Consider the following 22985-nt stretch of genomic DNA (forward strand, 5'->3'; position numbering starts at 1 on the left):
GACAATCCATGTTCGACAAGATCCTGATTGCGAACCGAGGCGAGATCGCCCTGCGTGTGATCCGTGCCGCCCGCGAGATGGGGATCGCGACGGTTGCCGTGCATTCAACCGCCGACAGCGACGCCATGCATGTGCGCATGGCCGACGAGTCGGTCTGCATCGGCCCGGCGCCCAGCCCGCAAAGCTATCTTTCAGTTCCCGCGATCATCTCGGCCTGCGAAATCACCGGCGCCCAGGCGATCCATCCCGGATACGGATTCCTGTCCGAAAACGCCGGTTTCGTTCAGATCGTCGAAGACCACGGCATCACCTTCATCGGCCCCTCGGCAGAGCATATCCGCATCATGGGGGACAAGATCACAGCCAAGGAAACCGCCAAGGAGCTTGGCATTCCCGTGGTCCCGGGATCGGATGGCGGCGTACCCGATCTGGCCGCGGCCAAGCGAGTCGGCGAGAGCATCGGCTATCCGGTGATCATCAAGGCCACCGCTGGCGGCGGCGGTCGGGGCATGAAGGTCGCCCGCGATGAAAAGGAGATGGAGCGCGCCTTTACCACCGCCCGGGCCGAGGCCAAGGCCGCCTTTGGCAATGACGAGGTCTATATCGAAAAATACCTGACCACACCGCGCCATATCGAGATCCAGGTGTTTGGCGATGGCAAGGGCAATGCGGTGCATCTGGGCGAGCGCGACTGCTCGCTGCAACGCCGACACCAGAAAGTGTTCGAAGAAGCCCCCGGTCCCTGCATCTCACCGGAAGAGCGCGCCCGGATCGGCAAGATCTGCGCCGACGCGGTGGCCAAGATCAATTACATCGGTGCAGGGACGATCGAGTTCCTCTACGAGAATGGCGAATTCTACTTCATCGAGATGAACACCCGCCTTCAGGTGGAACATCCGGTAACCGAAGGTATCTTTGGTGTAGATCTGGTGCGCGAACAGATCCGCGTTGCCGCCGGGCTGCCGATGTCCTTTACCCAGGACGAGCTGCAGATCAACGGACACGCGATCGAGGTGCGGATCAACGCCGAGAAACTTCCGAATTTCTCTCCTTGCCCCGGCAAGATCACCGCCTACCACACGCCGGGTGGTCTGGGCGTTCGGATGGATTCGGCTCTCTATAACGGCTATTCGATCCCGCCCTACTATGACTCGCTGATTGCCAAACTGATTGTGCACGGTCGCGACCGAAGCGAAGCCCTTGCGCGACTGCATAGGGCATTGGGTGAATTGATCGTGGACGGTATCGACACGACAATTCCGCTGTTTCACGCCTTGCTGAAAGAGCCGGACATCCACAACGGCAGTTACAATATCCACTGGCTGGAGCGCTGGCTTGCCGCGAACCTGCCCGATTGATCAGACGGGCCGGGCAAATTGCCCGGCTCTTTCCGGCCAAGAGGGACCGGTGTGACCCTCTCGCCTGAGCTCTTGCTCCATGGGTATTCCGTCGGCATCTTTCCCATGGCCGAACATCGCAACGACCCGGAGGTGTTCTGGGTCGACCCGCTTCGTCGGGGGGTTTTTCCGTTGAATGGGTTCCACTTGTCCCGCAGCCTGGCCCGGCGAATCCGGCGTGGCGAATACCATGTGAGTTTCGACCATGATTTTGCAGGCGTGCTGCAAGGCTGCGCAGACAGGGCAGAGACCTGGATCAACCCGGAAATCAGCGACAGCTATCAGGCGCTGCACCGCTTGGGGCATGCCCATTCGGTAGAAGTCTGGCAAGGCTCCACGCTTGCGGGCGGCGTTTACGGGGTGGTCCTTGGCGCCGCCTTTTTCGGCGAAAGCATGTTTTCGCGCCGCACCGATGCCTCGAAGGTCGCCTTGGCTTATTTGATTGACCGCCTTCGCCTGACCGGTTTCCAGTTGTTCGATACGCAGTTCCTGACCGCACATCTTGCCTCTCTGGGCGCGGTGGAGATCACCCGCGCAGAGTACCGGCGCCGCTTGGAGAAAGCCTTGAACGGGTCCGCGGACATCGCCGCGAGTATTGACCAGCGCCCTCAGGGCGTCATACAGCGAATGACCCAAACGTCATAACGCGAATGGTCCAGCGCGCTGAGCGCGGGCGACGAGGCAATCATCCAACCGTCGAAAATCGCCTGCCGCTGGTCCCTCTCCCATATGGTCAGATAGGCAAAAGCGTCGCCGGTCGGGTTCTCGACCGGGTACCGGCAATCCCCCAGTGCCACATCCAACCCATAGATCTCCGCTGTAGACCCGTTCGTTACCCGAAAATCCTGTGTCTGCCCGCTCACCTTGTCGAGGCCGCGCAAGATCGCCCCCGTCCCCGAGGTGACCGCCTCATCCGCCGAAACCGACCCGGCGAACAGGCCCAGGATCAGCAGGCCGCGTCGGATCACTGACTGTCGCTCCCGTCACCGGCCACGAATTTGACCAGCAGAGAGATCAGGCTGACGGCGCCCTGAGTATCCTCGATCGCGTCGCCGGGTTCGAAATAGAAAGCCGAGCCACCAGGCATGATTTCCAGAAAGTTGCCGCCCAGCAGCCCTTCGGAGGAGATCACCGCCGCACTGTCATCGGGTATCTGGATGCCCTCGGCCACCGTGAATCGGGTATCCGCGCGATAACTCTCCGGGTTGAGGTCCACCCCGGTCACGGTTCCGATTTTAACGCCTGCAAGGCGGACATCTGTACCCACGGTCACGCCTTCCAGCGACCGGAACGAAGCGTTCAACTCGTATCCGCCGGTACCGCGCGACAGGCCGGTGGCCTGACCGGCATAAACCGCAAAGGTGACCGCAGCGGCAAGAACCGCGCCGCCGACCAGGACTTCTGTCATGTTGTGACTGGACATGTTGGCCTCTTTATTCCGGGCTCCAAGCCTCGTAATCCCGACGATCCGCCGGTTTTTCGTGGCGCAACGATCCGGCCGGCGCATAGGCCAGCGGCGTTCCCGTCAGGTTTTCCTGATGTGGCTTTTCCCAAGCCTTGTGCCTGAGCGGCCGTTTCGTTGGCGGCTCATCCCAGGTCCGGTGCAGCCAGCCATGCCATTCGGGATCAATCCGGCTGGCTTCGGCCTCGCCATTGAACATGACCCAGCGCTGACTGTCGTCGGCATTGGTGTAGAACACGTTGCCTTGTGAATCCTCACCCACCTTCTTACCCTTGCGGGCAGTGTAGAGCTGAGTGTTGAGCGTCGACCCGTTCCACCAGGTCACGGCGCGCAGCAGGGTGTTCAGGATTCCCATCGGTGCCTCCGGCAATTTCTCTTGTGCAGATATGGCGCATGCGCGCGCGAAGGTCCAGAGCCCTCGCCCGTGACAGGCGCGCGCATCCCTATTGAGGCGCAAGCGCCGTAACCTCGATCTCGATCCGGTACTTGGGGTCGATCAGCCCGCATTCAATCATCGTGGCGGCCGGCGGATTGGCGCCGAATGCCTCTCGCAGAACCGGCCAGCAGGGTTCGAACTCACGCCGGTCAGGCAGATAATAGGTAACACGAACCACATCGGCCAAAGAAGCACCCGCCTTTTGCAAGGCCGCCGATATCGTATCCATGGCAGACCGCGCCTGTTCGATCACGTTCTCGCCCTGTCCGACCGTTCCCGCCACATGGACAAACCCGCCGGCAACCACGGCGCGGCAATAGCCGATCTTGGCTTCGAACTCACCGCCAGATGAAATGCGTTTGATGCTCACCGCTGATCCTGCCCTTTTCTCTGGTCCGCCACTGGTCTTTCCTCTTGCCAAAATATCCCGGGGGAGTCGCCCGGAACGGGCGGCGGGGGCAGCGCCCCTTACCTCTTTCCCAAAAACGAAAACGGCGCAGAAATTGCCACGCCGCTTCACAAGTCAGATCGCGAACCTCAGCCCGCTGTGGCCGAACCCTTTTCGTTCTCGGTATAAATCAACAGCGGCTGTGCCTCGGTCGTTACCGCCTCTTCGTTCACCACAACCTTGGTCACGTTCGACATGCTGGGCAGTTCGAACATGGTGTCGAGCAGAATGTCTTCCATGATCGAGCGCAGACCACGTGCACCAGTCTTACGCTCGATCGCGCGCTTTGCGATCGCCTTGAGCGCATCGTCGGTAAAGTCCAGCTCGGTATCCTCAAGCTCGAACAGACGCTGGTACTGTTTGACCAGCGCATTCTTCGGCTTGGTGAGGATGGTAACCAGCGCGTCCTCGTCCAGATCTTCCAGTGTTGCCAGTACCGGCAGGCGGCCTACAAACTCTGGGATAAGCCCGAATTTCAACAGATCCTCGGGTTCCAGCTCCTTGAACAACTCGCCCACGCCGCGGTCGTCATTCGACCGCACGTCGGCGCCAAAGCCCATGGCGCTGCCCTTGCCGCGCTGCGCAATGATCTTGTCCAACCCGGCAAAAGCACCCCCACAGATGAACAGGATGTTCGTGGTGTCCACTTGCAGGAATTCCTGCTGCGGATGCTTGCGCCCGCCCTGCGGCGGCACACTGGCCACCGTACCTTCCATCAGCTTCAAGAGTGCCTGCTGCACGCCCTCGCCCGACACGTCGCGGGTGATCGAGGGATTCTCGGACTTGCGGGTGATCTTGTCGACCTCGTCGATATAGACGATGCCACGCTGTGCGCGTTCGACATTGTATTCGCTTGCCTGCAACAGCTTGAGAATGATGTTCTCGACATCCTCACCAACATAACCCGCTTCGGTCAGCGTGGTCGCATCGGCCATGGTGAACGGCACATCGAGGATACGCGCCAATGTTTGCGCCAACAGCGTCTTTCCGCAGCCGGTCGGTCCGATCAGCAGGATGTTCGATTTCGAAAGCTCGATGTCGTTCCCGGCCTTCTGCGAATGATTGAGACGCTTATAGTGGTTGTGCACAGCGACCGAGAGCACTCTCTTTGCCGTGGCCTGCCCGATCACATAATCGTCCAGCACGTCGCAGATATCACGCGGCGTGGGAACACCATCCGAGGATTTCAACCCGCTGCTTTTTGTCTCTTCACGGATGATGTCCATGCAGAGCTCGACACATTCATCACAGATGAACACTGTCGGGCCCGCGATCAGCTTGCGAACCTCGTGCTGGCTCTTGCCGCAAAAGCTGCAATAGAGCGTGTTCTTGCTGTCACCGCCTGAGTTCGTTGCCATGATCACCCTTTCCGGCTTCGTCTCGGCGCCCCGGCCCGGAAACCGGGAAGCCGCCTGTTCGTAGAGATTAGGCCAGCACGGTGGCCGCCACAATGTCAAAAAGCCCCAACCGCCGACCGGGCGACCGGAAGCGTTGTCTTAGGCCTCGTCGCCCATTTTCCCACGGCTTTCGACAATCTCGTCGATATGGCCCCATTCCTTGGCCTCTTCCGGCGACATGAAGTTATCGCGGTCCAGCGCCCGTTCGATGGCCTTTTTGCTTTGCCCGGTGTGCTTGACATAAATGTCATAGAGCCGGTCCTTGAGCTTTTGCGTCTCGGCGGCGTGGATCATGATGTCACTCGCCTGCCCCTGATACCCGCCCGAGGGCTGATGCACCATGATGCGGCTGTTGGGCAGCGAGAAACGCATGCCCTTCTCCCCACCCGCCAGCAGGACCGAGCCCATCGAGGCCGCCTGGCCGATCACGAGGGTGGAACATTTCGGGCGGATATACTGCATCGTGTCATAGATCGACAGGCCGCTGGTCACGACGCCACCCGGGCTGTTGATGTAGATCGAGATTTCCTTTTTCGGGTTCTCGGCCTCCAGGTGCAAGAGCTGGGCCACGATAAGGTGGCTCATCCCGTCATGGATCGGACCGTTGATGAAAATGATCCGCTCCTTGAGCAGGCGCGAGAAGATGTCATAGGCCCGTTCGCCCCGGCTGGTCTGCTCCACGACCATGGGGACAAGCGTGTTGGTGAAGTTATGAACTGGATCGAACATTCGGGACCTGCCTGCTTTCTTGCGATGGATCGGGACAATAACCCGACGGGATTACCCGAGTCTTAGTGTCGCCGTGGGGGGGCCGCAAGGGCCGCTGGACGAATTCCTTAGACGCAGAGATCATGCGGGGAATGGCGCAAACGGGTTACAGAGCGGCGTATGTTGACCGATAGGCCCGGGCACAGCACTGTAGAAGTAGGCGCCCATGACAGGGCGCGGATACATTCCCGGCTCCCTTCCATTCCCGCATCATGACCAGAGACCAGTTCGTACAAAAAGGCGCATCCGCTACTTTGGCCCTGTCTTATGACGGGCCGCCGCAGGATTTCAGGTTCCTGCTGCTGCCAAAGGCCACGATGCTTGCGGTTGCGGCCGCGATCGAGCCGTTGCGGATCGCCAATCAATTGACAAAGCAGACGCTCTACACCTGGCACACGATGACAGAGAACGGGGCGCCGGTTACCTGCTCAAACGGGTTGCGGATCACCCCGGATCAGGCTCTCGCTCCACTGCCCAGCGATGCCTTCGGCTTTGTCTGCGCCGGTGTCGAGCCGGAAAAAACCTGCTCGCCAGCGGTTCTGGGCTGGCTTCGACGCGAACACCGCCACGGTCGATCATTGGGTGGCATATGCACCGGCGCGTTTGCGTTGGCCCGCGCCGGCCTGTTGGACGGGCGGCGATTCACACTCCATTGGGAAAATCAGCCGGGGTTTATCGAGGCATTCCCGTCACTTACACCCACTCCGAACATCTATGAACTGGACGGGCGCATTACCACCTGCGGCGGCGGAAACACTGCTATCGACATGATACTGGCGCTGATCGAAAAACAGCATGGCGCCAATCTGGCGATCATGGTCGCTGACATGTGCATACACATGCGATCCGGGAGCAGGTCGCCGCAACGCGCCGCCCATTCCGTGGCAATCGGAAGCCGGAACAAGGCCTTGATCAAGGCAATCGAATTGATGGAAGCCGAGTTGGAAGAGCCGCTCACAAATGACGAGATGTGCAGCCGCCTTGACATCTCCCGTCGACAACTGGAACGGCTGTTCAAACGTTATCTCGGACAAGGGCCGATGGCGTTCTATCTGGAACTCCGGATATCCCGCGCCTTTACCTATCTGAACGAGACCAACATGACGGTTGCCGAAATTGCGGCTGCCACGGGGTTTTCCAACACCAGTCACCTGTCACGCCAGTTTCGCGCGCGCTATGGCACGTCGCCCCATTCGTTCCGCAAGGCGTGGTCCTGAGAGGACCACGCGATGCAGGGGAAGGCGATCAGCCGAAGATATCCGCGGTTATTCCGGCATACCAGCCGATGCTTTCTTCGTAGGTCTGTTGGCGCATGGCCGCATCTTCTCCGGTCTGGCTGACAAAACTCGAGACACTGGCAATTTTTTCGTCGGTCGCTTCGTAGGCCGCGCCCACCTTCACCCCATCATCGGTCGCAATCAGCGACCAGCAGGTGTTGGAGTACTTGGCCGGGAAGACCTTTGATCCGGTCAGCGCCCCACGCACGGCCATTGCCGCGACCTTGGCCTGGCTGTTGGCGGAAAAGCCCGATTTGGGCATGTCGCCCTGATTGGATGCATCACCCAGGACATAGATGTTCTCGTCCAGCCGCGACTGCATCGTGTGAGCATGGACCGGAGCCCAGTTACCTTCGGTGATCCCGGCCATCTCGCAAATCCGGCCAGCCTTTTGTGCCGGGATGACGTTGCAGACATCGACCTTTTCCTCGGTCCCGTCGATGGTGATCGTCATCGCATCGGGATTCACCGTTACGTTGCCCCCGCCGAAATCCGGACCGAGCCGTTCGATCATGCCGGCATAATGCTTCTGCCAGCCCTCTTCGAACAGTGCCTGCTTGGAGAACTTCTCCTTTGGGTCCGCAACCAGGATCTTGGCGGTCGGATTGATTTGCGTGAGCAGATGCGCCACCATGCTGATCCGCTCGTAGGGCCCCGGCGGGCAGCGGAACGGGTTGGGCGGCGCCACCATGGCGAAAACCCCACCTTCGGGCATCGCCTCGATCTGCGCCTTGAGCAGTTCGGTCTGGCTGCCGGCCTTGTAGGCATGAGGCATCTTGTTCTGCTGAGTGACGTCCCAGCCGGGTACCGCACCGTCAATGAAATCAATACCGGGGCTCAGGATCAGCCGGTCGTAAGGCAGTACCGCGCCACCGGCCAGAGTGACCGTCCGGGCGCTCCGGTCGATACCGACGGCCCAGTCGTGCACCACGTTGATCCCGTACTCGCTCGCCAGCTTGCCGTAGGAATGGACGATACTCTTAAGGTCGCGGAAACCACCAATGTAGAGGTTCGAGAAAAAGCAGGTGTAGTAGCTGCGGGTCGGCTCGACCAGAGTGACGTCGATTGCGCCATCCGAGTCCTTGGCGATGTAGCGGGCAGCGGTCGCACCTCCGGCGCCACCGCCGATGACGACCACACGGGGCTTTCCGGCCCCCAGGACGATCGGCGCGTGCAGGGTAGCCGCCGCGACGATCCCGGTTCCAATAAAGCTGCGTCTGTTGAACTTCATAACGACCTCCTCCAAAAAAGCGATGGAGTGTTACTCCAGCGCTCCAAAATATGCAGCAAGTGCTGCAATCTCGTCATCGGCCAGCCTGCCCGCCATCATCTGCATGACCGGATGGGGCCTGATCTTCTGCTTGTAGGCGTGCATGGCCAGCACGAAATCCTCTTCCAGCCATCCGGTGATGACAGGAATTCCGTCATAATCTCCGTCGAGTTGATGGCAGGTCGTGCATTCGGTCGACAGGTACTCGCCGTATTCGGGATCACCCACCATCGCCAACACTTCGGGAGGCAGTTCAACGTCCTGTTTCAGTGCGGTCGGCGCGGCTTCTGGAATATTCTGAGGATTCGCCGAGAAACCGCGAAGATAGGCCAGGACATCCCCTCGGTCTTTCGGATCACTCAGCCCCGCGAACTCCATATTGGTCCCGGAAACAAGTGTCTTGGGGTTGGTCAGGTAGGCTTCTAGATGTTCGAGATCCCAGACCATTCCGTCGCGGCGGGCGCGCAGGATGCCCTGCGAATAGTCAAAATCGTCAAACTGGGCGACCTTGCGGTCAAAAATTCCATTCAGATGTGGGCCGGTTCCATGCGATGCGCCGTCTCCCACCTGGTGGCATTGCGCGCAAACCTGAAACACCTCGGCGCCACGCGCGGCATCACCGATTTGCAGTGCCTTTTCATCGGCCTGGGCCGCACTTGAAAGCGCGGCCCAGATCACTACTACTCCCCCAGCGTAGCGCATGACACTACTGGAAGCTCTTTAGATAGGCGATGACCGCCTCGATATCTTCGTCCTTCTTGAGCCCGGCAAAGGACATCTTGGTACCTTTCATGTAGCTTTTGGGCTTCGCCAGAAAGGCGGCGAGTTCAGCGTCGGACCATACCAACCCGCCTTCTGCCGCCTCCTGCATCGCCTTGGAATATTTGAAGCCATCGACATGACCGGCCGACGCGCCCACGATACCATTCAAGATCGGGCCTGTCTTGTTCTTGGCGTCGTCCCCGACCTGGTGACAAGCCTTGCACTTCTTGAACACTGTTTCGCCAGCCGCCGCGAGCTCAGGGTCGACCTCGGCGCTCGCTGCGACCTCGGTCGCTGGCTGATCGGCGGGAACGGCGGCCGCCGTGACGTCTTCGCGCGATGGTTCGGGCCGTGTGCGCCGGATCAGTTCCTGAACCTTCTTGGCGCGGGTTTCCTCGGGCGTCACGTCCAGAACGGCGGCGCGCATGGTGATCTCGACAGTGTCCTTGCACCCGGTCATGCACGGCTCGGCCGTCCAGAAATGCGCCTCGCTGGTCTCTCGATCGTCGACAATGAACCCTTCGGCGTTGGGCATTTCCACGTCGAGGAGGTTTTCGTTCGACAGAACGAAATCGTCGTCCACCAGGTCGTTCGAATAGAGGATATAGGCCACGATGGCATAGACTTCGTTCGGCGTGAGCGTCTGCGCGTTGCCGAACGGCATGGACCGGTGCACATAGTCCCAGGTCGTTGTGAGATACGGCCAATAAGACCCAACCGTCTTGAGCGGATCCTCACGGTCCAGAGTATCCGCGCCGCCCGCCAGTTTGGGCCAGTTGTCGACACCTTCGGCAAAGTCGCCATGGCAGATAGCGCAATAGTCCGCAAAGATCGCCTCGCCATCCTCGACCGACCCCGACCCTTCGGGCAGGCCGGTTCCGTCGGGGCTGACGTCGACATCCCAGGCGGCGATTTCCTCGGGCAGTGCCGGACGCCCCAGACCATAGTTGCCCGCCCAGGCCGGCATTGCCAGAATCAGCGCAGCGATTGATGCGGTCAGCGTCAGATTAGGAAACTTCGACATTTTCGGCCTCTCCGCTTGCCTTGACCCACCAGGTCTGGATTGCGTTGTTATGATAGATCGAGTTCAGTCCGCGCACTTCGCGCAGTTGCGCCTTGGTCGGCTGCACATAGCCCGACGCGTCGCGCGCACGGCTTTGCAACAGCATTTCCGACCCGTCCCAGGTGATATCCAGATAGAAACGAGTCAGCGCCTTGTCCTGTCCCGGTGCCGCCAACCGGGCGGGTTGCCAGGATTTGCCACCATCGACCGAGACATCGACCCCGGTGATCGCGCCGCGGCCAGACCAGGCCAGACCGGTAATCACCAGCGGACCGGCACCATGGGTGATCGGCGCCTGCGGGCTGGGCGAGGTGACGACCGATTTGGCGTCCATCACCCAAGTCCATTTGCGGCTGGTCCCATCCTCGAGCGTGTCGGTGTATTTCGAGGTTTCCTCGCGGCTTTCGACCGGGCCGTCCATCACCTCGATCCGGCGCAGCCACTTGACCCACATATTGCCTTCCCAGCCGGGCACGACCAGGCGCACGGGATAGCCATGTTCCTTGCGCAGCGCCTCGCCATTGGCCTTGAAGGCGATCAGGCAGTCATCCAGCGCCTTTTCCATCGGGATCGAGCGGCCATTCGACGACGCATCGGCACCCTCAACGTAGACCCATTTGTCCTTGAGATCGCCAGCCGCGCCCAAGCCTGCCTCTTCAAGCAGGGTGCGCAGGGAAACACCGGAGTATTCCATGTTATGGATCATGCCATGGGTGAACTGCGCGCCGTTCAGCTGCGCACCCGCCCATTCCATACCCGAGTTCGCCGCGCATTCGCAGAAGTACACGTGGTTCTCGCGCGGGAAACGCTCCAGATCGGCATAGGAGAAGACCAGCGGCTGATCGACCAACCCGTTGATCATCAGGCGGTAATCTTCCTTCTTCAGTGCGATGGCGCCCGAATGGTGCCGCTCGAAGGCGCAGCCCTGCGGAGTGATGGTGCCATCCAGCGCATGGATCGGGGTAAAGTTGATCGAGCTGATCGTGTCGGCGGTCAGCCATTCCACGTTGCGTCGGATCACGTCGCCTTCGTATTCGATGGGCAGGCCATAGGGGGTCGCGTCCACACCGTCGCCGGTGGCGCGCGCCCAGTCCTGAACCTCGGTGATCAACGGGTCCGGCGCCGCCGCGCGGGCCGCACCGGCAGCCACCGCCCCCGCCCCGACCGCCGCGACGCTGGTCAGGAACTGGCGGCGCGACGCACCTTTCTTGCCAGAGCTTTCACTCATGAATGCCTCCTATCAATTCATGCGTCCCTTGCCGGGATGCAAAACGTTGGAAATCATCGGTGTGGAAATGCCTTACGCCCCCACGACCTCGACCGATGTGTTGGGTGTCACCGAGACAGTACCCAGTTTGCGAATGTGGTTTTCGACCACATCCCAGATCTGCGGCCCTTCGGTGCCTTCGTTGACACTGGCCCATCCGGCCACGACGTAGCTCTTGGCCGGGTCGATCTTTTCCCCGGTTTTCAACAACGTCATGTCGCTGATCCGGCTGCCTTGCGGCTTGCTGACGTCGATCCGGTATCCCAATCCGCCGACGCGCACCATGTCGCCGCCCTGCTGGTAATAGGGATCGGGGTTGAACAGGTTGTCGCCCACATCCTCAAGCACCACATGCAGGAACTCGCCCGTCATCTCTGTGCGATAAGCGGCGCCATAGCTCATCGAGGTGACGTTCCAGATATCCTCGCGGGTGATCTCTTGGCCCGGCAGAATCGACGGCCCCCAGCGCACGCCAGGCGACATGGCGATGTCGGCCTCGCGCTCACTCAGCAGCGCGTCGCAGATCAGGTCGTCCCAGCTTCCGTTGAAATTGCCACGCCGGTAAAGCAGCGAGTTCTCATCGGTCCTGCCAATGACCTCGCGCAACTGGTCGATATGCGGTTCGCGCTGCGCGTTGATCAGGGCGGTGACTGCCGGATCGGGCGCGATCACATCCGAGAAGATCGGGATCAGCTTGTGCTTGAGCCCCATCATCTGACCGTCGCGCACGTCCAGATCGACGCGGCTGACGAACTTGCCGTTCGATCCGCTTGCGATCACATGGGTTTTTTCCACCACCACCGGTTCCGGCAGGGCATCATGGGTATGGCCGCTGAGGATGACGTCGATACCGGTGACCCGGCCCGCCATCTTCTTGTCCACATCGAACCCGTTATGGCTCAGGACCACAACGACCTCGGCTCCGTCCGCGCGGACCTCGTCGACCATGGCTTGCATGTTCTCTTCGCGAATGCCGAACGAAAACTCGGGGAACATCCAGCCGGGGTTGGCGATCGGCATGTAGGGGAAGGCCTGGCCGATAACCGCAACCTTGACGCCGCCGCGTTCGAAGAACTTGTAGGGCTTGAAGAGTTCCGCCGGCTCATCCCATTCGGCGTCAAAGATGTTCTGTCCCAGCGCGGCGAAAGGCAGGCTCTCGACCAGTTCACTGACCCGGTCGGTGCCCAGGGTGAATTCCCAGTGGAAGGTCATCGCATCGGGCTTCAGCGCGTTCATCACGTTGACCACATCCTGCCCCTCGGTGTGGAAGCAGGTGTAGGAGCCGTGCCAGGTATCGCCGCCATCCAAGAGCAACGCATCGGGCCGGTCGGCGCGGATGGCGTTGACCACGGTGGCGACCCGGTCCATGCCCCCCACCCGGCCATAGGCACGCGCCAGTGACGAGAAATCGTTATAGGTCAGCGCATAGGCCGACGGGCTACCATCCTCGATCCCGTAGAACCGGCGGAAATCGGCACCGGTGATATGCGGCATCTGTCCCTTTGCCGCGCCGATCCCCAGGTTCACCTCGGGCTCGCGGAAGTAAATCGGCATCAACTGGGCATGAATGTCGGTGATATGGACCAGCGTCAGATTGCCGAACGTATCGAATTCCAAGAGTTGGTCCTGAGTCAGCGCCTGCTGCGCCGCCAGACGGGACCAGTTACCAAAACCCGAAGCCCCGACAAGGGCCGAGGCTGCCATCGAAACCTGAAGGAAGTCGCGACGTGAGATCATGAGCTGATGCTTTCCGTTCTTGATCACATTAATAATAAATTCACATGTGTGAATTTGTTCTATCGAAAAGACCCCGCGTCGGCAAGTGCGACACGGGGTCCCCTACTTAGTTCCGGACTGACGGACCTTCGACCGACAGACCATTGCCGCGGCTGGCGACATAGAGTTCCAGAGCGACAAACTCGGGGCTGCCCGGCTTGAAGGTTTCCGCGCGCGTGTCGCGGATACACCCTTTGAAACGATCATGCACCGCATTCAGCTTGGTGTTCTTCAGGCGATACGTCGGAAACCCGTTGATCTGCCCCTGGCTAAGGTGATCCGCGCGGATCATGTTGCCCCAGTTGTCCTCGTGACAATTGGCGCAGCTAAGCTCCAACTGACCGTAACGCGTGTAGTACATTTCCTTGCCCTGTTCCCAGGCCGTCTGAACCGGGCCGTCGATGGCCACGTTTACCGGCAAACCGCGCGACTGCATCGCGATCAGCGCCGACATTGCCGTCATTTCGCCGCCCTCGTATTTCCAGGCTTCAGCCCCCATGCGAGATGTTCGACAGTCGTTGACCTGCATTTCCAGCGTACGGACTTCCCCAGCACCCTCGTTCCACTTCGGGTACACCGCCTTTACGCCAACCATGCTGTCCTCGACTGCGTTGTGACATGACGCACAAGCCTTGCCCTCCGACCCGTCGACCGTGTCCCAGACCTCGCGCGCGGCGTCTACAGCCACCATGCCCGGGTTTTCGAAATCGTCCATCTCCAGCGCCTGGGTTTCGTCCGAACGGAACCGCCAGCCGGAATAGATCTCGGTCAGCGCACCGTCGAGGTGGGCAGGCGCGGCGGTCTTGGTGACGATATTGATCTCGCCATTGATGACCAATTCGTCGTCATCGGGGCCAGCCATCACCGCCAAAGGCGCGGCCACCAATGCGGCAATCGCGGTCATTGCCTTGAATCTCATTCAAATTCCTCCCTTTGGTGGTTGGCCTCGCCCGGCCCATCCGAACCGGGCGAAAGCAACATTTTCCCTGGACCGCGGATCAGGCGATCGTGATCGGCTTGTTGTCGTTGTAGACAGAGCCGTCATCGTCGTACCAAGTGAACACGAACTCACCCGCCTCGGGCACGGTCGCGTTGAACTCGAAATACGGGTTCGTGGAAATCGCCGGTTCCATCTTGATATCGACGACCGACTGTCCGTTGAACTCGCAGGTAAAGCGGTTGATGATCGAGCGCGGGATCACATTCCCTTGCTTGTCCTTGCGTTGACCGCTTTCCATGTTGTGGCTGATGAGGGTCTTGATCGTCACCGCCTCGCCGACAGCGGCCGATTTCGGAACCTTAACGCGGGGTTTTACACCAGATGCCATTTGTCTTGTCTCCTGATTATCCGGAAGGACGGGCTTAGCCGCCGCAGCCCCCGATGGTCACTTTCACGGTCGAGCTGGCCTTGACGAAGGAACCGTCGGCCATCTTTGCAATGGCGATGACGTCTTGCGTTCCGGCCAGTCGAATACGGGTAGATGCCGACTGGGTCGCGGCCAGCGGTCCGAAGTTGAACTGCGCCACGCCAGGCGTCGGGTTGCCCGCGGCCAGAACCAGAATCGCAACCGCACCCGGTGCGCTGACCTCGATCGGAACAGTGTTGCCGTTTTCGGCAATCTCGGGCGCGGTCAGGGTCAGACCACCCTCACCCATATCGGCACCGCCGGTAAACTCGGCGATCCGGTCGTCTACTGCTGCGTTCGCCCGAAACGGCAGAACCGTCAGGGCCGCTGCGCCCAAGGCCAAGCCGAGGGTATCACGACGCGTAAAGTCCATCGTATTTCTCCTTTGATACAGGCCTTGCCCCAGGGACACGGCCAATTATTCTTTCAGGGTCGCGAGAAACGCGACAACATCTTCGATCTGCTGGGCCGTCAGCAGCGGCGACAGCGGTGCTTCCGGCGCCTTTCCGGTGAACGCATCTCCCGGACGAATATAGCCATCGACCTTGTAGAACGCCGGCATCATCGTGCCTTCGAAAGTCATCTTGGCATTCGCAACCAATCCGCGAAGCTCAGCTTCGCTCCAGCGGTCGCCCGCCCCATCAAGAGCAGGGCCGATCTCGCCGTGGAACGGCACATCAGCAAGCGCAGAAACCTGGTGGCAGGCCACGCAATTGCCAAGGCTGCGTTTACTCAGGACATTGGCGCCTTCGACCGGGTCACCGGCCACGCCCGTCAACGAAACCTCGATAGCACCCCCTTCGGCAAAGACGACGTCTTTGGGCGCGGTTTCAGCGGCCCAGGCGGCGCCACCGATCAATGCGGCGGCCAGCGTCAGCGTTGTCAGTTTCATGTATCCTCCCTTGGCTGCCACGTTTCTGACCACGCGGCTAATCACTCTTTGCATACCGTAGGCTACAGCACACCTTTACGCAACATCAAATTCACGAATGTGAATTGTTATTTTGTTGCACAGAACATCGCGGGAAACTAAGGAAAGTTTCCCAAACCAGCACGCCATTTATCGCGCGATCAGCGCGTGTCGCCGTCGTTGCGTTCCTTGATCATGCGCGCGTGATAGCGCTGAAAATCCTCTTCGGATTGATCAAGGTAACGCTCTTCCTTGACCCAGGTCATCATGTCCAGCGTGGTGCCGGGCGAGAACGCTCCGGGCATGACCGAGACAGCCTGATCCACGGCCGACATGCTTTCGTCGAGGTCTGGCGGCAGGAAAATCATCGTCGGCGTGAACAAGACCCGCCACTTGCGGGTGGCCTCCTTCTCGGTCAGCGTCTCACCGTCGGTGTCCACGATTTCTATATCGCCGTGCAGGTTGATCTGCACCGGATAGTAAGTTTCCTGAAGCAGGGCGAGAACCCGGGGATCGGGAAAGGTGTTCTCGTGCATGTCCTTGCAATACAGACAGCCGCGCTGTTCAACCAGCAACAACAGGCGCTTGCCCTCCGACTGCGCCTCGGCATGGTCCTCTTGCAGATCCTTGAACGTGTCGCGCAGCCACTCGGGCTTGTGCAGCCCATCATCGCCCATTTCGACCGCATGCGCCGCTGCGGCAAAGCCCAGCGCCAGAATCACAGCCAGAAGTCGTCTCATCGTCTTCCTCCCATTTGGAAACGGCCGCTAACCGACCGACGAAAACCCAGGCATCCAGCGAATCATCGCCTCGGCAATCCAGGTCACGCCACCGGTCGCGATCAGGATAGCAAAAAGGATCAACATTACCCCCATGCCTTTTTCGACCCAGGCGAATGCGGCCCGGTGGCGCTGAACCCATGACAGGAACGGCTTGGCGAAAAGGGCGGCAAAAACGAAGGGCGCGGTCATGCCGATCCCATAGACCAAAAGCAGCAAACCCCCACGCCAGATATCACCCATGCCGCTGGCGATCATCAGGATCGAGGCCAGAGCCGGTCCGACGCAGGGGGTCCATCCGAAACCAAAGGCCAACCCCATCAGATAGGCGCCAAACACCGTCGATGCCGATGCACTGCTTTCCAGTCGCGCCTCGCGATAGAGCAACGGAACCCGGATGACGCCCAGAAAATGCAACCCAAAGACCACCAGAATGGCGGCCGCCCCCCAGGCCAGGGTATCAAGATAGGTCACAAACAAACGCCCCAAGGCGGTTGCGCCCATGCCCAAGGCCATGAAAACCGTCGTCACACCGGCGGCAAAGCACAAGGCCGAGACGATCAGCCGACGCTGGGCCCCCGTCTCGATTCGCCCATCTGCCCTGAGTTCCGCGATACTGAGCCCCCCGAGATAGGAGAGGTAAAAAGGCACCATCGGCAGGATGCACGGCGTAAAGAAGCTCAGCAAACCGGCGAGCAGAGCACCAAGGAACGAAATTTCCAGCATCTCACCTCCTCGTGAGAGCAGCCAAGAGTCGGAACTCTTGAATTATTCACACATTCAAATTACGTTGTGTAAAACCAAAAGGTCAACGGGTCGCGCATGAATCCGCTACGAAATCTTATCGCATCGGTCAGTCTGGTCCTTGCCGGTTCACCGCTCTGGGCGGCGGATTTGGTCATGGTTGAACAGCCCGGCTGCGAATGGTGCGCGCTCTGGAACAAGGAAATCGGAGAAATCTATCCGCTTTCCGCTGAGGGGCGCTTTGCCCCGCTCCAGCGTGTGGACCTGCGCGCCATTCCCGATGACCTGGAACTGAACCGCAAGGTCATATTCACGCCAACCTTTCTGATCGTCGAAGACGGGCGCGAGGTCGGACGCATCGAAGGATACCCTGGCGAACATTTCTTCTGGCCCGTTCTCGAAAAGCTGTTGATCGAGAACACGGATTACCGGCCTCCGGGGACGGGCAGCATCTGAGGCGAACGGGCATCACATGTGATCGTATTCCGATATTACCGGTGGAATAGGTCGCCAAATCGAATTAATAGGCGCCAAAAGCGCTTTAGACGGTGCAAGGATATCTAGACCCCGGCGCGCTCCGGGAACGAGGAAAGACAAATGGCACTTCCGCAATTTTCGACCGACATGGCCGAGGACGAACTGGACAAGATGGTAGACAATGCCACGCTTGCCTCCAACTTTCTCAAGGCGATCAGCCACGAAGGCCGACTGATGATCCTGTGCCACCTGGTCTCCGGTGAAAAATCCGTCACCGAACTCGAAGACCTCCTCTCGGCCCGGCAGGCGGCGGTGTCGCAGCAACTGTCGCGCCTTCGGCTCGAAGGGCTGGTCGTTCCGCGCCGTGATGGCAAAGCGATCTATTATCGTTTGGCAGACGACCGTCCGCGTCGCATATTGGAAGTGGTCTACGATCTGTTCTGCAACGCCGACTGACCCGGCCCGACCGGCCCGCGTACGGAACGATCGGAGCCGCGAACGCGGGAGGAAGACATGCTGGCTTGGTTCAGTGACAGTCAGATCGTTGCACTGGTGGGGCTCTGCGGCGGGATCGCCTTGGGGCTTGCCGCCCGGCTTGGCCGGTTCTGCACCCTGGGCGCGATCGAAGACCTTCTTTACGGCGGTTCCGACGTTCGCATGCGGATGTGGATTCTGGCCATAGGTGCCGCCATCACCGGCAGCTTTGCCCTGACCGGCGCGGGCCTGATCAATCCGGCGGACAGCTACTATCTGTCGATCCGCTGGATGCCGCTGGCCTCGGTCGTGGGCGGGCTGATGTTCGGCTACGGAATGGCCCTGTCGGGCAACTGCGGCTATGGGGCGATCGCCCGTCTGGGCGGTGGCGATCTCAGGGCTTTCGTGATCGTTCTGGTCATGGGGGTGTTCACCTATGTCACCCTCTCCGGCCCCCTGGCGCCAATCCGCAACGCGCTGTTTCCGCAGATCGAGGTCGCAACCCAGCCCCCTCCCGGGCTGGCCCATCATGCACAGGCCCTGACCGGCCTGCCCCTTTGGGCCATCGGAACGACCATCGGGCTGGTCATCTGTGCCGGTGCGCTGGCCTCGGCAAACCTAAGGCAAGAGCCGAAATCAATCTTCTGGTCCCTGGTCGTGGCATTGGCCATCGTGTCCGGCTGGGTCGGCACGCAATGGGTGGCCAACCATGGGTTTGACGCCGAACCCGTGGTCTCGCACAGCTTCTCGGCACCGGTCGGGGAAACCATCCTCTATGCCATGACGGGCTCGGTCCGGCCGCTTTCCTTTGCGGTCGGATCGGTGGCCGGGGTCTGGCTCGGCGCGTTCATCGGATCGATGATCCGCGGCCATTTCCGCTGGGAGGCCTGCGAGGACCCGCGCGAGCTGCGCCGGCAGATCATCGGCGCGGCCATAATGGGTACCGGCGCCGTGATCGCAATGGGCTGCACCGTCGGCCAGGGCCTGACGGCGTTCAGCCTGCTGTCCTTCAGCGCCCCGGTGACATTCCTGGCAATCTTCGCCGGTGCCGCACTGGGCCTGCGCCAGTTGATCGAAGGCCTCAGCCTCGCGGACTAGGTCAGGGCACGATGCGCTCTCAGTTGTCGGCACAGGCACCAAACCCTGCGGCCAATGTCGTCAGCAGGTCCCTGTAAAGCTCCGGCCCCGGCTCCAAATGCGCCCCCAGAGGGTCAAGCACCAGAATACGCGCGCCGCTGCCCTCGACCGCGGCCTCTAGCAAGGCAGTATCGAACTGCGGTTCGGCAAATGCGCATGTGACGCCCATCGCCTCGATATCCGCGCGCAGCTCGGCCAAACGGGCCGGGCTTGGGCGGCTGGCATCGCCCAGTGACACGGTGCCCACAAGCGTCAGCCCATGGCGATGCTCAAAATACTGAAATGCGTCGTGCAAGGCCACAAAGGGAACCTCTCGCATGGGCGCTACCGCGGCGGCAACCGCGGCCGACACCTCGTCCAGCCTAAGCTGCGCCGCAACCGCGTTCTCACGGTAAAGCGCGGCATGTTCCGGGTCGAGTTCAGCCAGTTCGTCGGCAAGCACTCCCAGCCAGGCGCGCGCATTCAGGGGATCCAGCCAGGCATGCGGATCAACCCCTTCGTGGTCGTGGCCATCATGCCCATCGTCGTCATGCGCGTCGTGACCTTCTTCCTCATGACCATCCTCATGGTCAAACTCCCTGTATGGGAGCGTCTGCGTCGTCTCCTGCTCCAGCAGCGCAACCTGCCTGCTGCCGCTTGCCAGAGCCTCAAGCGGCTTGGAGAGCCAGGGTGTCAGATCGCTGCCGATCCAGACCACCAGATCCGCCTCTTGCAAGGCGCGCGCCTCGGACGGGCGCATCGCATAGGTATGTGGTGACACCCCTGGCCGCACGATCAGCTCGGGGACACCCACCCCCGCCATCACCTGCGCGACAAGCGAATGAACCGGAGCGATATCGGTCACCACATGCGGCACCTCTGCCATAGCGGGGCCAGAGACGCAGATAGAGCCAGCGACAAGAAACGGACGGAGCATGGATTCCTCACGATTTGTTATGTTATAACATTCATCGGCTGGGTTGATATGCGAGATGTTATAACATATCAACCCATAACCTTTCGACGGGATCCAGAAATGACTGCCATCGGTTTCGAGAAGCACGACCATAACCGCTGCATCGCAACTGCCCTCGCCGAGGCGGAAACGCGCTGCGCTGACCAGAAACTGCAACTGACGCCAGTCCGCCGCCGGGCGCTGGAGATCTTGTTGCAACGCCATCGGGCGATGGGCGCTTACGAAATCCTCGACCTGCTGGCAGCCGATGGTCTGGGGTCACAGCCACCGGTCGCCTACCGTGCCCTGGATTTTCTGGTCCAACACGGGTTTGCGCACAGGATCGAAAGGATAAACGCCTACACCGCCTGTGCCCATCCCGAGCAGGACCATATCCCGGCCTTTCTGATCTGCCGGGGATGCAAGGCCGTGGCCGAAGCAGAGACGGAACTTGAACAAGGCCGGTTGGGCGCCGCGGCGCAGGCCACCGGCTTTGCCATCGAGCGGATTGTGGTCGAGGCCGAGGGGCTTTGCCCCGCCTGTCAGGAGCATCCGGCATGACCTCTCCCGTCATCACCGCACGGGATCTGTCCATCCGCCTCGACGGGCGCGAGGTCCTGCGCAATATCTCGATGACAGTCGAGCCGGCCGAGATTGTCACCATAGTCGGCCCGAACGGGTCGGGAAAATCGACATTCCTGCGGGCCCTGATCGGTGCGGTTCCGTTGGCCTCGGGCCGGGTGGAGCGGGCGGCAGGGTTGCGTATCGGCTATGTCCCGCAAAAACTGGCACTCGACGCGGCTTTGCCCATGACCGTGCGGCGCTTCCTGAGCTTGCCGCGCCGGATCTCCGACGACCTTGTCACCGAGGCCATGTCGCGCGCGGGCGTGCCCGGCTTGGAAAACCGCCAGATGACCGACCTGTCCGGCGGACAGTTTCAGCGTGTCCTGCTTGCCCGCGCCATTCTGGAGCGCCCGCACCTGCTGCTTCTTGATGAAGCGACCCAAGGCCTGGATCAACCGGGCGCCGCCGCCTTCTATCAGCGGATCGAAGAGGTCCGCCGCGACCTTGGATGCGCGGTGGTCATGGTCAGCCACGACCTGCACGTGGTCATGGCCGCCTCGGATCGGGTGCTTTGCCTGAACGGCCACATCTGCTGCGAGGGCGCCCCAGAGGTCGTGGCCGACGCCCCCGAGTACCGGGCGCTTTTCGGCACCGGCACCAAGGGAACGCTGGCACTCTATCGTCACCAGCACAGCCACAGACATGACGCCGATTGCGAACATGATCACGGCCACGGAGCGAACTGATGCTGGATGATTTCATGGTTCGGGCGGCCCTGGCAGGCGTTGGCATCGGCGCCACCTCGGCTCCTTTGGGCTGCTTTGTGGTCTGGCGGCGGATGGCCTATTTCGGCGAGGCGACCGCGCATGCCGCGGTTCTGGGCGTCGCTCTGGCGCTGGCGCTGTCATCGCCGGTCCTTCCCGCCGTGATCCTGGCCTCTCTGGCCATGGCATCGGCGGTGACGCTGTTGCGCGGACATGGCTATGCGATGGATACTCTGCTGGGGGTGATGGCGCACACCGCCTTGGCGGCCGGCATGGTCGCCGTCTCCTTGATCTCCGACGCGCGGCTGGACCTGATGGCGTTCCTGTTCGGGGACATCCTGGCGGTGTCCCGCGGCGACCTTGTGGTGATCTGGGGCGGTGGCGCGATGGTGCTTGGCCTCATCGCATGGCAATGGTCTAACCTGTTGATTTCCACGCTTAATCCAGATCTTGCCCGGGCCGCAGGCGTGGACCCACGGACAGCCGAACTATGGTTAACGCTGGCTTTAGCTTTGGTGGTGGCGGTGGCGATCAAAGTGGTGGGGGTACTGTTGATTGCGGCGATGCTGGTGATCCCGGCGGCGGCGGCGCGACCTTTGGCCAGAACGCCGGAAGAGATGGCCGCGGGCGCCGCGCTGATCGGAGGGTTCTCTGCGTTATCAGGGCTTTATGCGGCGTACATTTTGGACACTCCGGCCGGGCCGAGTATCGTTTGCGCCGCCTCACTGATTTTTGTCGTCACCACGACGGTCCGAGCGCTCAAAGCCCGTAAAACACCACGTATATAGCGTGCAACACCAGGGCGCAGACAATATCTTGTTGCGCCCCATAGACGCATGGGGTAGGTGTTAACCACAGGTGCAACAGACGCGGCATTGCATCCAAAGACACGGACAACGGGGATCAGCCACGCACGGCCGATCCCCGTTTCTGCTTTTGGTCAAGGTAAGCCCCTGAAATCGCTGCCAGAATAGGAAAAGGCGTCAGGTGCTCAGACGCGGTCTTTGCATGCATCCCTAAGGACACGCCCTGACGCCTTGCCGAGCGAGGGCGAACCCCCGTCCGGTTTGCCGATTAACGTCCGTAAACGTTAACCCGCCCGCAAGACCCGTGTCAGAGATGACCCCTCGCCCGGCTCCGAAGACCCTGTGCGACGAACCGCCTCCCGGTAAGCTCCTGACTTCGCTGCGATCTCCCTAAGGCTCCCGCTGCGCCGCCCGGCCCCCTGGCCCCTGCGTCCCGCTTCGGAAACCGAGGCTCCGTTGCGGTAAGCCAAATCTGGCACCGCTGCCGGGCCCGAGGCAAGAAAATAGCACCGCAGCATGAAATTTTGCCGGGGATAACATGGGGATAAGCCTTGGCAGCGCCTGTGGACAAAGCTGACAAATCCAGCCGCGCGGCAGGGTTGCGGGGGGACAGAGGTTAACGCGGGACCAATGCCCGCTTTCTGCGCCCGCAAAGGGGATCGTACGC

The 22985-nt window shown here is 60.9% G+C and carries 27 protein-coding genes; 9 read left to right on the top strand and 18 right to left on the bottom strand.

Going from position 1 to position 22985, the window contains the following annotated elements; genetic code table 11:
- The first annotated feature begins 8 nt into the window (after positions 1 to 8).
- A complete protein-coding gene (accC, locus tag OE747_RS09315) occupies positions 9 to 1358 on the top strand; it encodes an acetyl-CoA carboxylase biotin carboxylase subunit (protein WP_263828333.1) in 1350 nt (449 codons plus the stop codon).
- 51 nt (positions 1359 to 1409) lie between these two features.
- A complete protein-coding gene (gene aat / locus OE747_RS09320) occupies positions 1410 to 2042 on the top strand; it encodes a leucyl/phenylalanyl-tRNA--protein transferase (RefSeq protein WP_263828334.1) in 633 nt (210 codons plus the stop codon).
- Here the strand turns inward: aat and OE747_RS09325 are convergent.
- The 6 genes from OE747_RS09325 to OE747_RS09350 all read right to left on the bottom strand — a co-directional run bounded on the left by OE747_RS09325 (position 2006) and on the right by OE747_RS09350 (position 5869).
- Positions 2006 to 2365, bottom strand: a complete 360-nt coding sequence (locus OE747_RS09325) for a DUF2155 domain-containing protein (RefSeq protein WP_164129905.1) — start codon at positions 2363 to 2365, stop codon at positions 2006 to 2008. The two genes, aat and OE747_RS09325, sit on opposite strands and share 37 nt — an antisense overlap.
- Positions 2362 to 2820, bottom strand: coding sequence for an outer membrane lipid asymmetry maintenance protein MlaD (gene mlaD / locus OE747_RS09330; protein WP_263828335.1), 459 nt, complete (start codon positions 2818 to 2820; stop codon positions 2362 to 2364). Before mlaD ends, OE747_RS09325 begins: the two co-directional genes overlap by 4 nt.
- Positions 2821 to 2830: 10 nt before the next feature.
- On the bottom strand, positions 2831 to 3214 hold the full coding sequence (locus OE747_RS09335) for an NADH:ubiquinone oxidoreductase subunit NDUFA12 (protein WP_263828336.1): 384 nt from the start codon (positions 3212 to 3214) through the stop codon (positions 2831 to 2833).
- Between the two features lie 88 nt (positions 3215 to 3302).
- On the bottom strand, positions 3303 to 3665 hold the full coding sequence (locus OE747_RS09340; protein ID WP_263828337.1) for a RidA family protein: 363 nt from the start codon (positions 3663 to 3665) through the stop codon (positions 3303 to 3305).
- Between the two features lie 167 nt (positions 3666 to 3832).
- Positions 3833 to 5101, bottom strand: a complete 1269-nt coding sequence (clpX, locus tag OE747_RS09345; protein WP_263828338.1) for an ATP-dependent Clp protease ATP-binding subunit ClpX — start codon at positions 5099 to 5101, stop codon at positions 3833 to 3835.
- Between the two features lie 138 nt (positions 5102 to 5239).
- The gene (locus OE747_RS09350; RefSeq protein WP_263828339.1) at positions 5240 to 5869 is read right to left on the bottom strand and encodes an ATP-dependent Clp protease proteolytic subunit; all 630 of its coding nucleotides are present in this window, start codon (positions 5867 to 5869) and stop codon (positions 5240 to 5242) included.
- 251 nt (positions 5870 to 6120) lie between these two features.
- On the opposite strand from OE747_RS09350, the gene OE747_RS09355 reads away from it, so the two are divergent.
- A complete protein-coding gene (locus OE747_RS09355) occupies positions 6121 to 7125 on the top strand; it encodes a GlxA family transcriptional regulator (protein ID WP_263828340.1) in 1005 nt (334 codons plus the stop codon).
- Between the two features lie 28 nt (positions 7126 to 7153).
- On the opposite strand, the gene OE747_RS09360 is transcribed toward OE747_RS09355, so the two are convergent.
- From OE747_RS09360 to OE747_RS09410, 11 genes are all read right to left on the bottom strand, one after another.
- A complete protein-coding gene (locus OE747_RS09360) occupies positions 7154 to 8416 on the bottom strand; it encodes an NAD(P)/FAD-dependent oxidoreductase (protein WP_263828341.1) in 1263 nt (420 codons plus the stop codon).
- Positions 8417 to 8446: 30 nt separating this feature from the next.
- Positions 8447 to 9157 (bottom strand): c-type cytochrome, encoded by a 711-nt coding sequence (locus OE747_RS09365; RefSeq protein WP_263828342.1) that lies wholly within the window; start codon positions 9155 to 9157, stop codon positions 8447 to 8449.
- A 4-nt stretch (positions 9158 to 9161) separates the two neighbouring features.
- Positions 9162 to 10241, bottom strand: a complete 1080-nt coding sequence (locus OE747_RS09370) for a c-type cytochrome (protein WP_263828343.1) — start codon at positions 10239 to 10241, stop codon at positions 9162 to 9164.
- Complete coding sequence (gene soxC, locus OE747_RS09375; protein WP_263828344.1) at positions 10225 to 11508, bottom strand: sulfite dehydrogenase; 1284 nt, start codon at positions 11506 to 11508, stop codon at positions 10225 to 10227. Before soxC ends, OE747_RS09370 begins: the two co-directional genes overlap by 17 nt.
- Positions 11509 to 11580: 72 nt before the next feature.
- Complete coding sequence (soxB, locus tag OE747_RS09380) at positions 11581 to 13284, bottom strand: thiosulfohydrolase SoxB (RefSeq protein WP_263828345.1); 1704 nt, start codon at positions 13282 to 13284, stop codon at positions 11581 to 11583.
- Positions 13285 to 13390: 106 nt separating this feature from the next.
- Complete coding sequence (gene soxA, locus OE747_RS09385) at positions 13391 to 14242, bottom strand: sulfur oxidation c-type cytochrome SoxA (protein WP_263828346.1); 852 nt, start codon at positions 14240 to 14242, stop codon at positions 13391 to 13393.
- A 79-nt stretch (positions 14243 to 14321) separates the two neighbouring features.
- Positions 14322 to 14651, bottom strand: a complete 330-nt coding sequence (gene soxZ, locus OE747_RS09390; protein WP_263828347.1) for a thiosulfate oxidation carrier complex protein SoxZ — start codon at positions 14649 to 14651, stop codon at positions 14322 to 14324.
- A gap of 34 nt (positions 14652 to 14685) precedes the next feature.
- A complete protein-coding gene (soxY, locus tag OE747_RS09395; protein WP_263828348.1) occupies positions 14686 to 15102 on the bottom strand; it encodes a thiosulfate oxidation carrier protein SoxY in 417 nt (138 codons plus the stop codon).
- 45 nt (positions 15103 to 15147) lie between these two features.
- Complete coding sequence (soxX, locus tag OE747_RS09400; RefSeq protein WP_263828349.1) at positions 15148 to 15621, bottom strand: sulfur oxidation c-type cytochrome SoxX; 474 nt, start codon at positions 15619 to 15621, stop codon at positions 15148 to 15150.
- Positions 15622 to 15800: 179 nt separating this feature from the next.
- Positions 15801 to 16379: a thioredoxin family protein gene (locus OE747_RS09405; protein ID WP_263828350.1), complete on the bottom strand. Its 579-nt coding sequence runs from the start codon at positions 16377 to 16379 to the stop codon at positions 15801 to 15803.
- 27 nt (positions 16380 to 16406) lie between these two features.
- Positions 16407 to 17144, bottom strand: coding sequence for a cytochrome c biogenesis CcdA family protein (locus OE747_RS09410; RefSeq protein ID WP_263828351.1), 738 nt, complete (start codon positions 17142 to 17144; stop codon positions 16407 to 16409).
- A 174-nt stretch (positions 17145 to 17318) separates the two neighbouring features.
- On the opposite strand from OE747_RS09410, the gene OE747_RS09415 reads away from it, so the two are divergent.
- The 3 genes from OE747_RS09415 to OE747_RS09425 all read left to right on the top strand — a co-directional run bounded on the left by OE747_RS09415 (position 17319) and on the right by OE747_RS09425 (position 19211).
- A complete protein-coding gene (locus OE747_RS09415; RefSeq protein WP_318527302.1) occupies positions 17319 to 17618 on the top strand; it encodes a hypothetical protein in 300 nt (99 codons plus the stop codon).
- A gap of 141 nt (positions 17619 to 17759) precedes the next feature.
- A complete protein-coding gene (locus OE747_RS09420) occupies positions 17760 to 18095 on the top strand; it encodes an ArsR/SmtB family transcription factor (protein ID WP_263828353.1) in 336 nt (111 codons plus the stop codon).
- A 57-nt stretch (positions 18096 to 18152) separates the two neighbouring features.
- Entirely contained in the window at positions 18153 to 19211 is a 1059-nt protein-coding gene (locus OE747_RS09425; RefSeq protein ID WP_263828354.1) for a YeeE/YedE family protein, read from the top strand.
- Positions 19212 to 19230: 19 nt separating this feature from the next.
- Here OE747_RS09425 and OE747_RS09430 read toward each other — a convergent pair whose 3' ends face one another.
- Positions 19231 to 20166: a zinc ABC transporter substrate-binding protein gene (locus tag OE747_RS09430; protein ID WP_263828355.1), complete on the bottom strand. Its 936-nt coding sequence runs from the start codon at positions 20164 to 20166 to the stop codon at positions 19231 to 19233.
- A gap of 99 nt (positions 20167 to 20265) precedes the next feature.
- Between OE747_RS09430 and OE747_RS09435 the strand changes: the two genes are divergently transcribed.
- From OE747_RS09435 to OE747_RS09445, 3 genes are read left to right on the top strand one after another with little or no spacing between them, the layout of a single operon-like run.
- The gene (locus OE747_RS09435) at positions 20266 to 20745 is read left to right on the top strand and encodes a helix-turn-helix domain-containing protein (RefSeq protein WP_263828356.1); all 480 of its coding nucleotides are present in this window, start codon (positions 20266 to 20268) and stop codon (positions 20743 to 20745) included.
- Positions 20742 to 21494, top strand: a complete 753-nt coding sequence (locus tag OE747_RS09440; RefSeq protein ID WP_263828357.1) for an ATP-binding cassette domain-containing protein — start codon at positions 20742 to 20744, stop codon at positions 21492 to 21494. Before OE747_RS09435 ends, OE747_RS09440 begins: the two co-directional genes overlap by 4 nt.
- Complete coding sequence (locus OE747_RS09445; RefSeq protein ID WP_263828358.1) at positions 21494 to 22300, top strand: metal ABC transporter permease; 807 nt, start codon at positions 21494 to 21496, stop codon at positions 22298 to 22300. The genes OE747_RS09440 and OE747_RS09445 overlap by 1 nt, the downstream gene beginning before the upstream one ends.
- The last annotated feature ends 685 nt before the right edge of the window (positions 22301 to 22985 follow it).

Source organism: Ruegeria aquimaris, assembly GCF_025751555.1.
GTDB classification, from domain to species: domain Bacteria; phylum Pseudomonadota; class Alphaproteobacteria; order Rhodobacterales; family Rhodobacteraceae; genus Ruegeria_B; species Ruegeria_B aquimaris.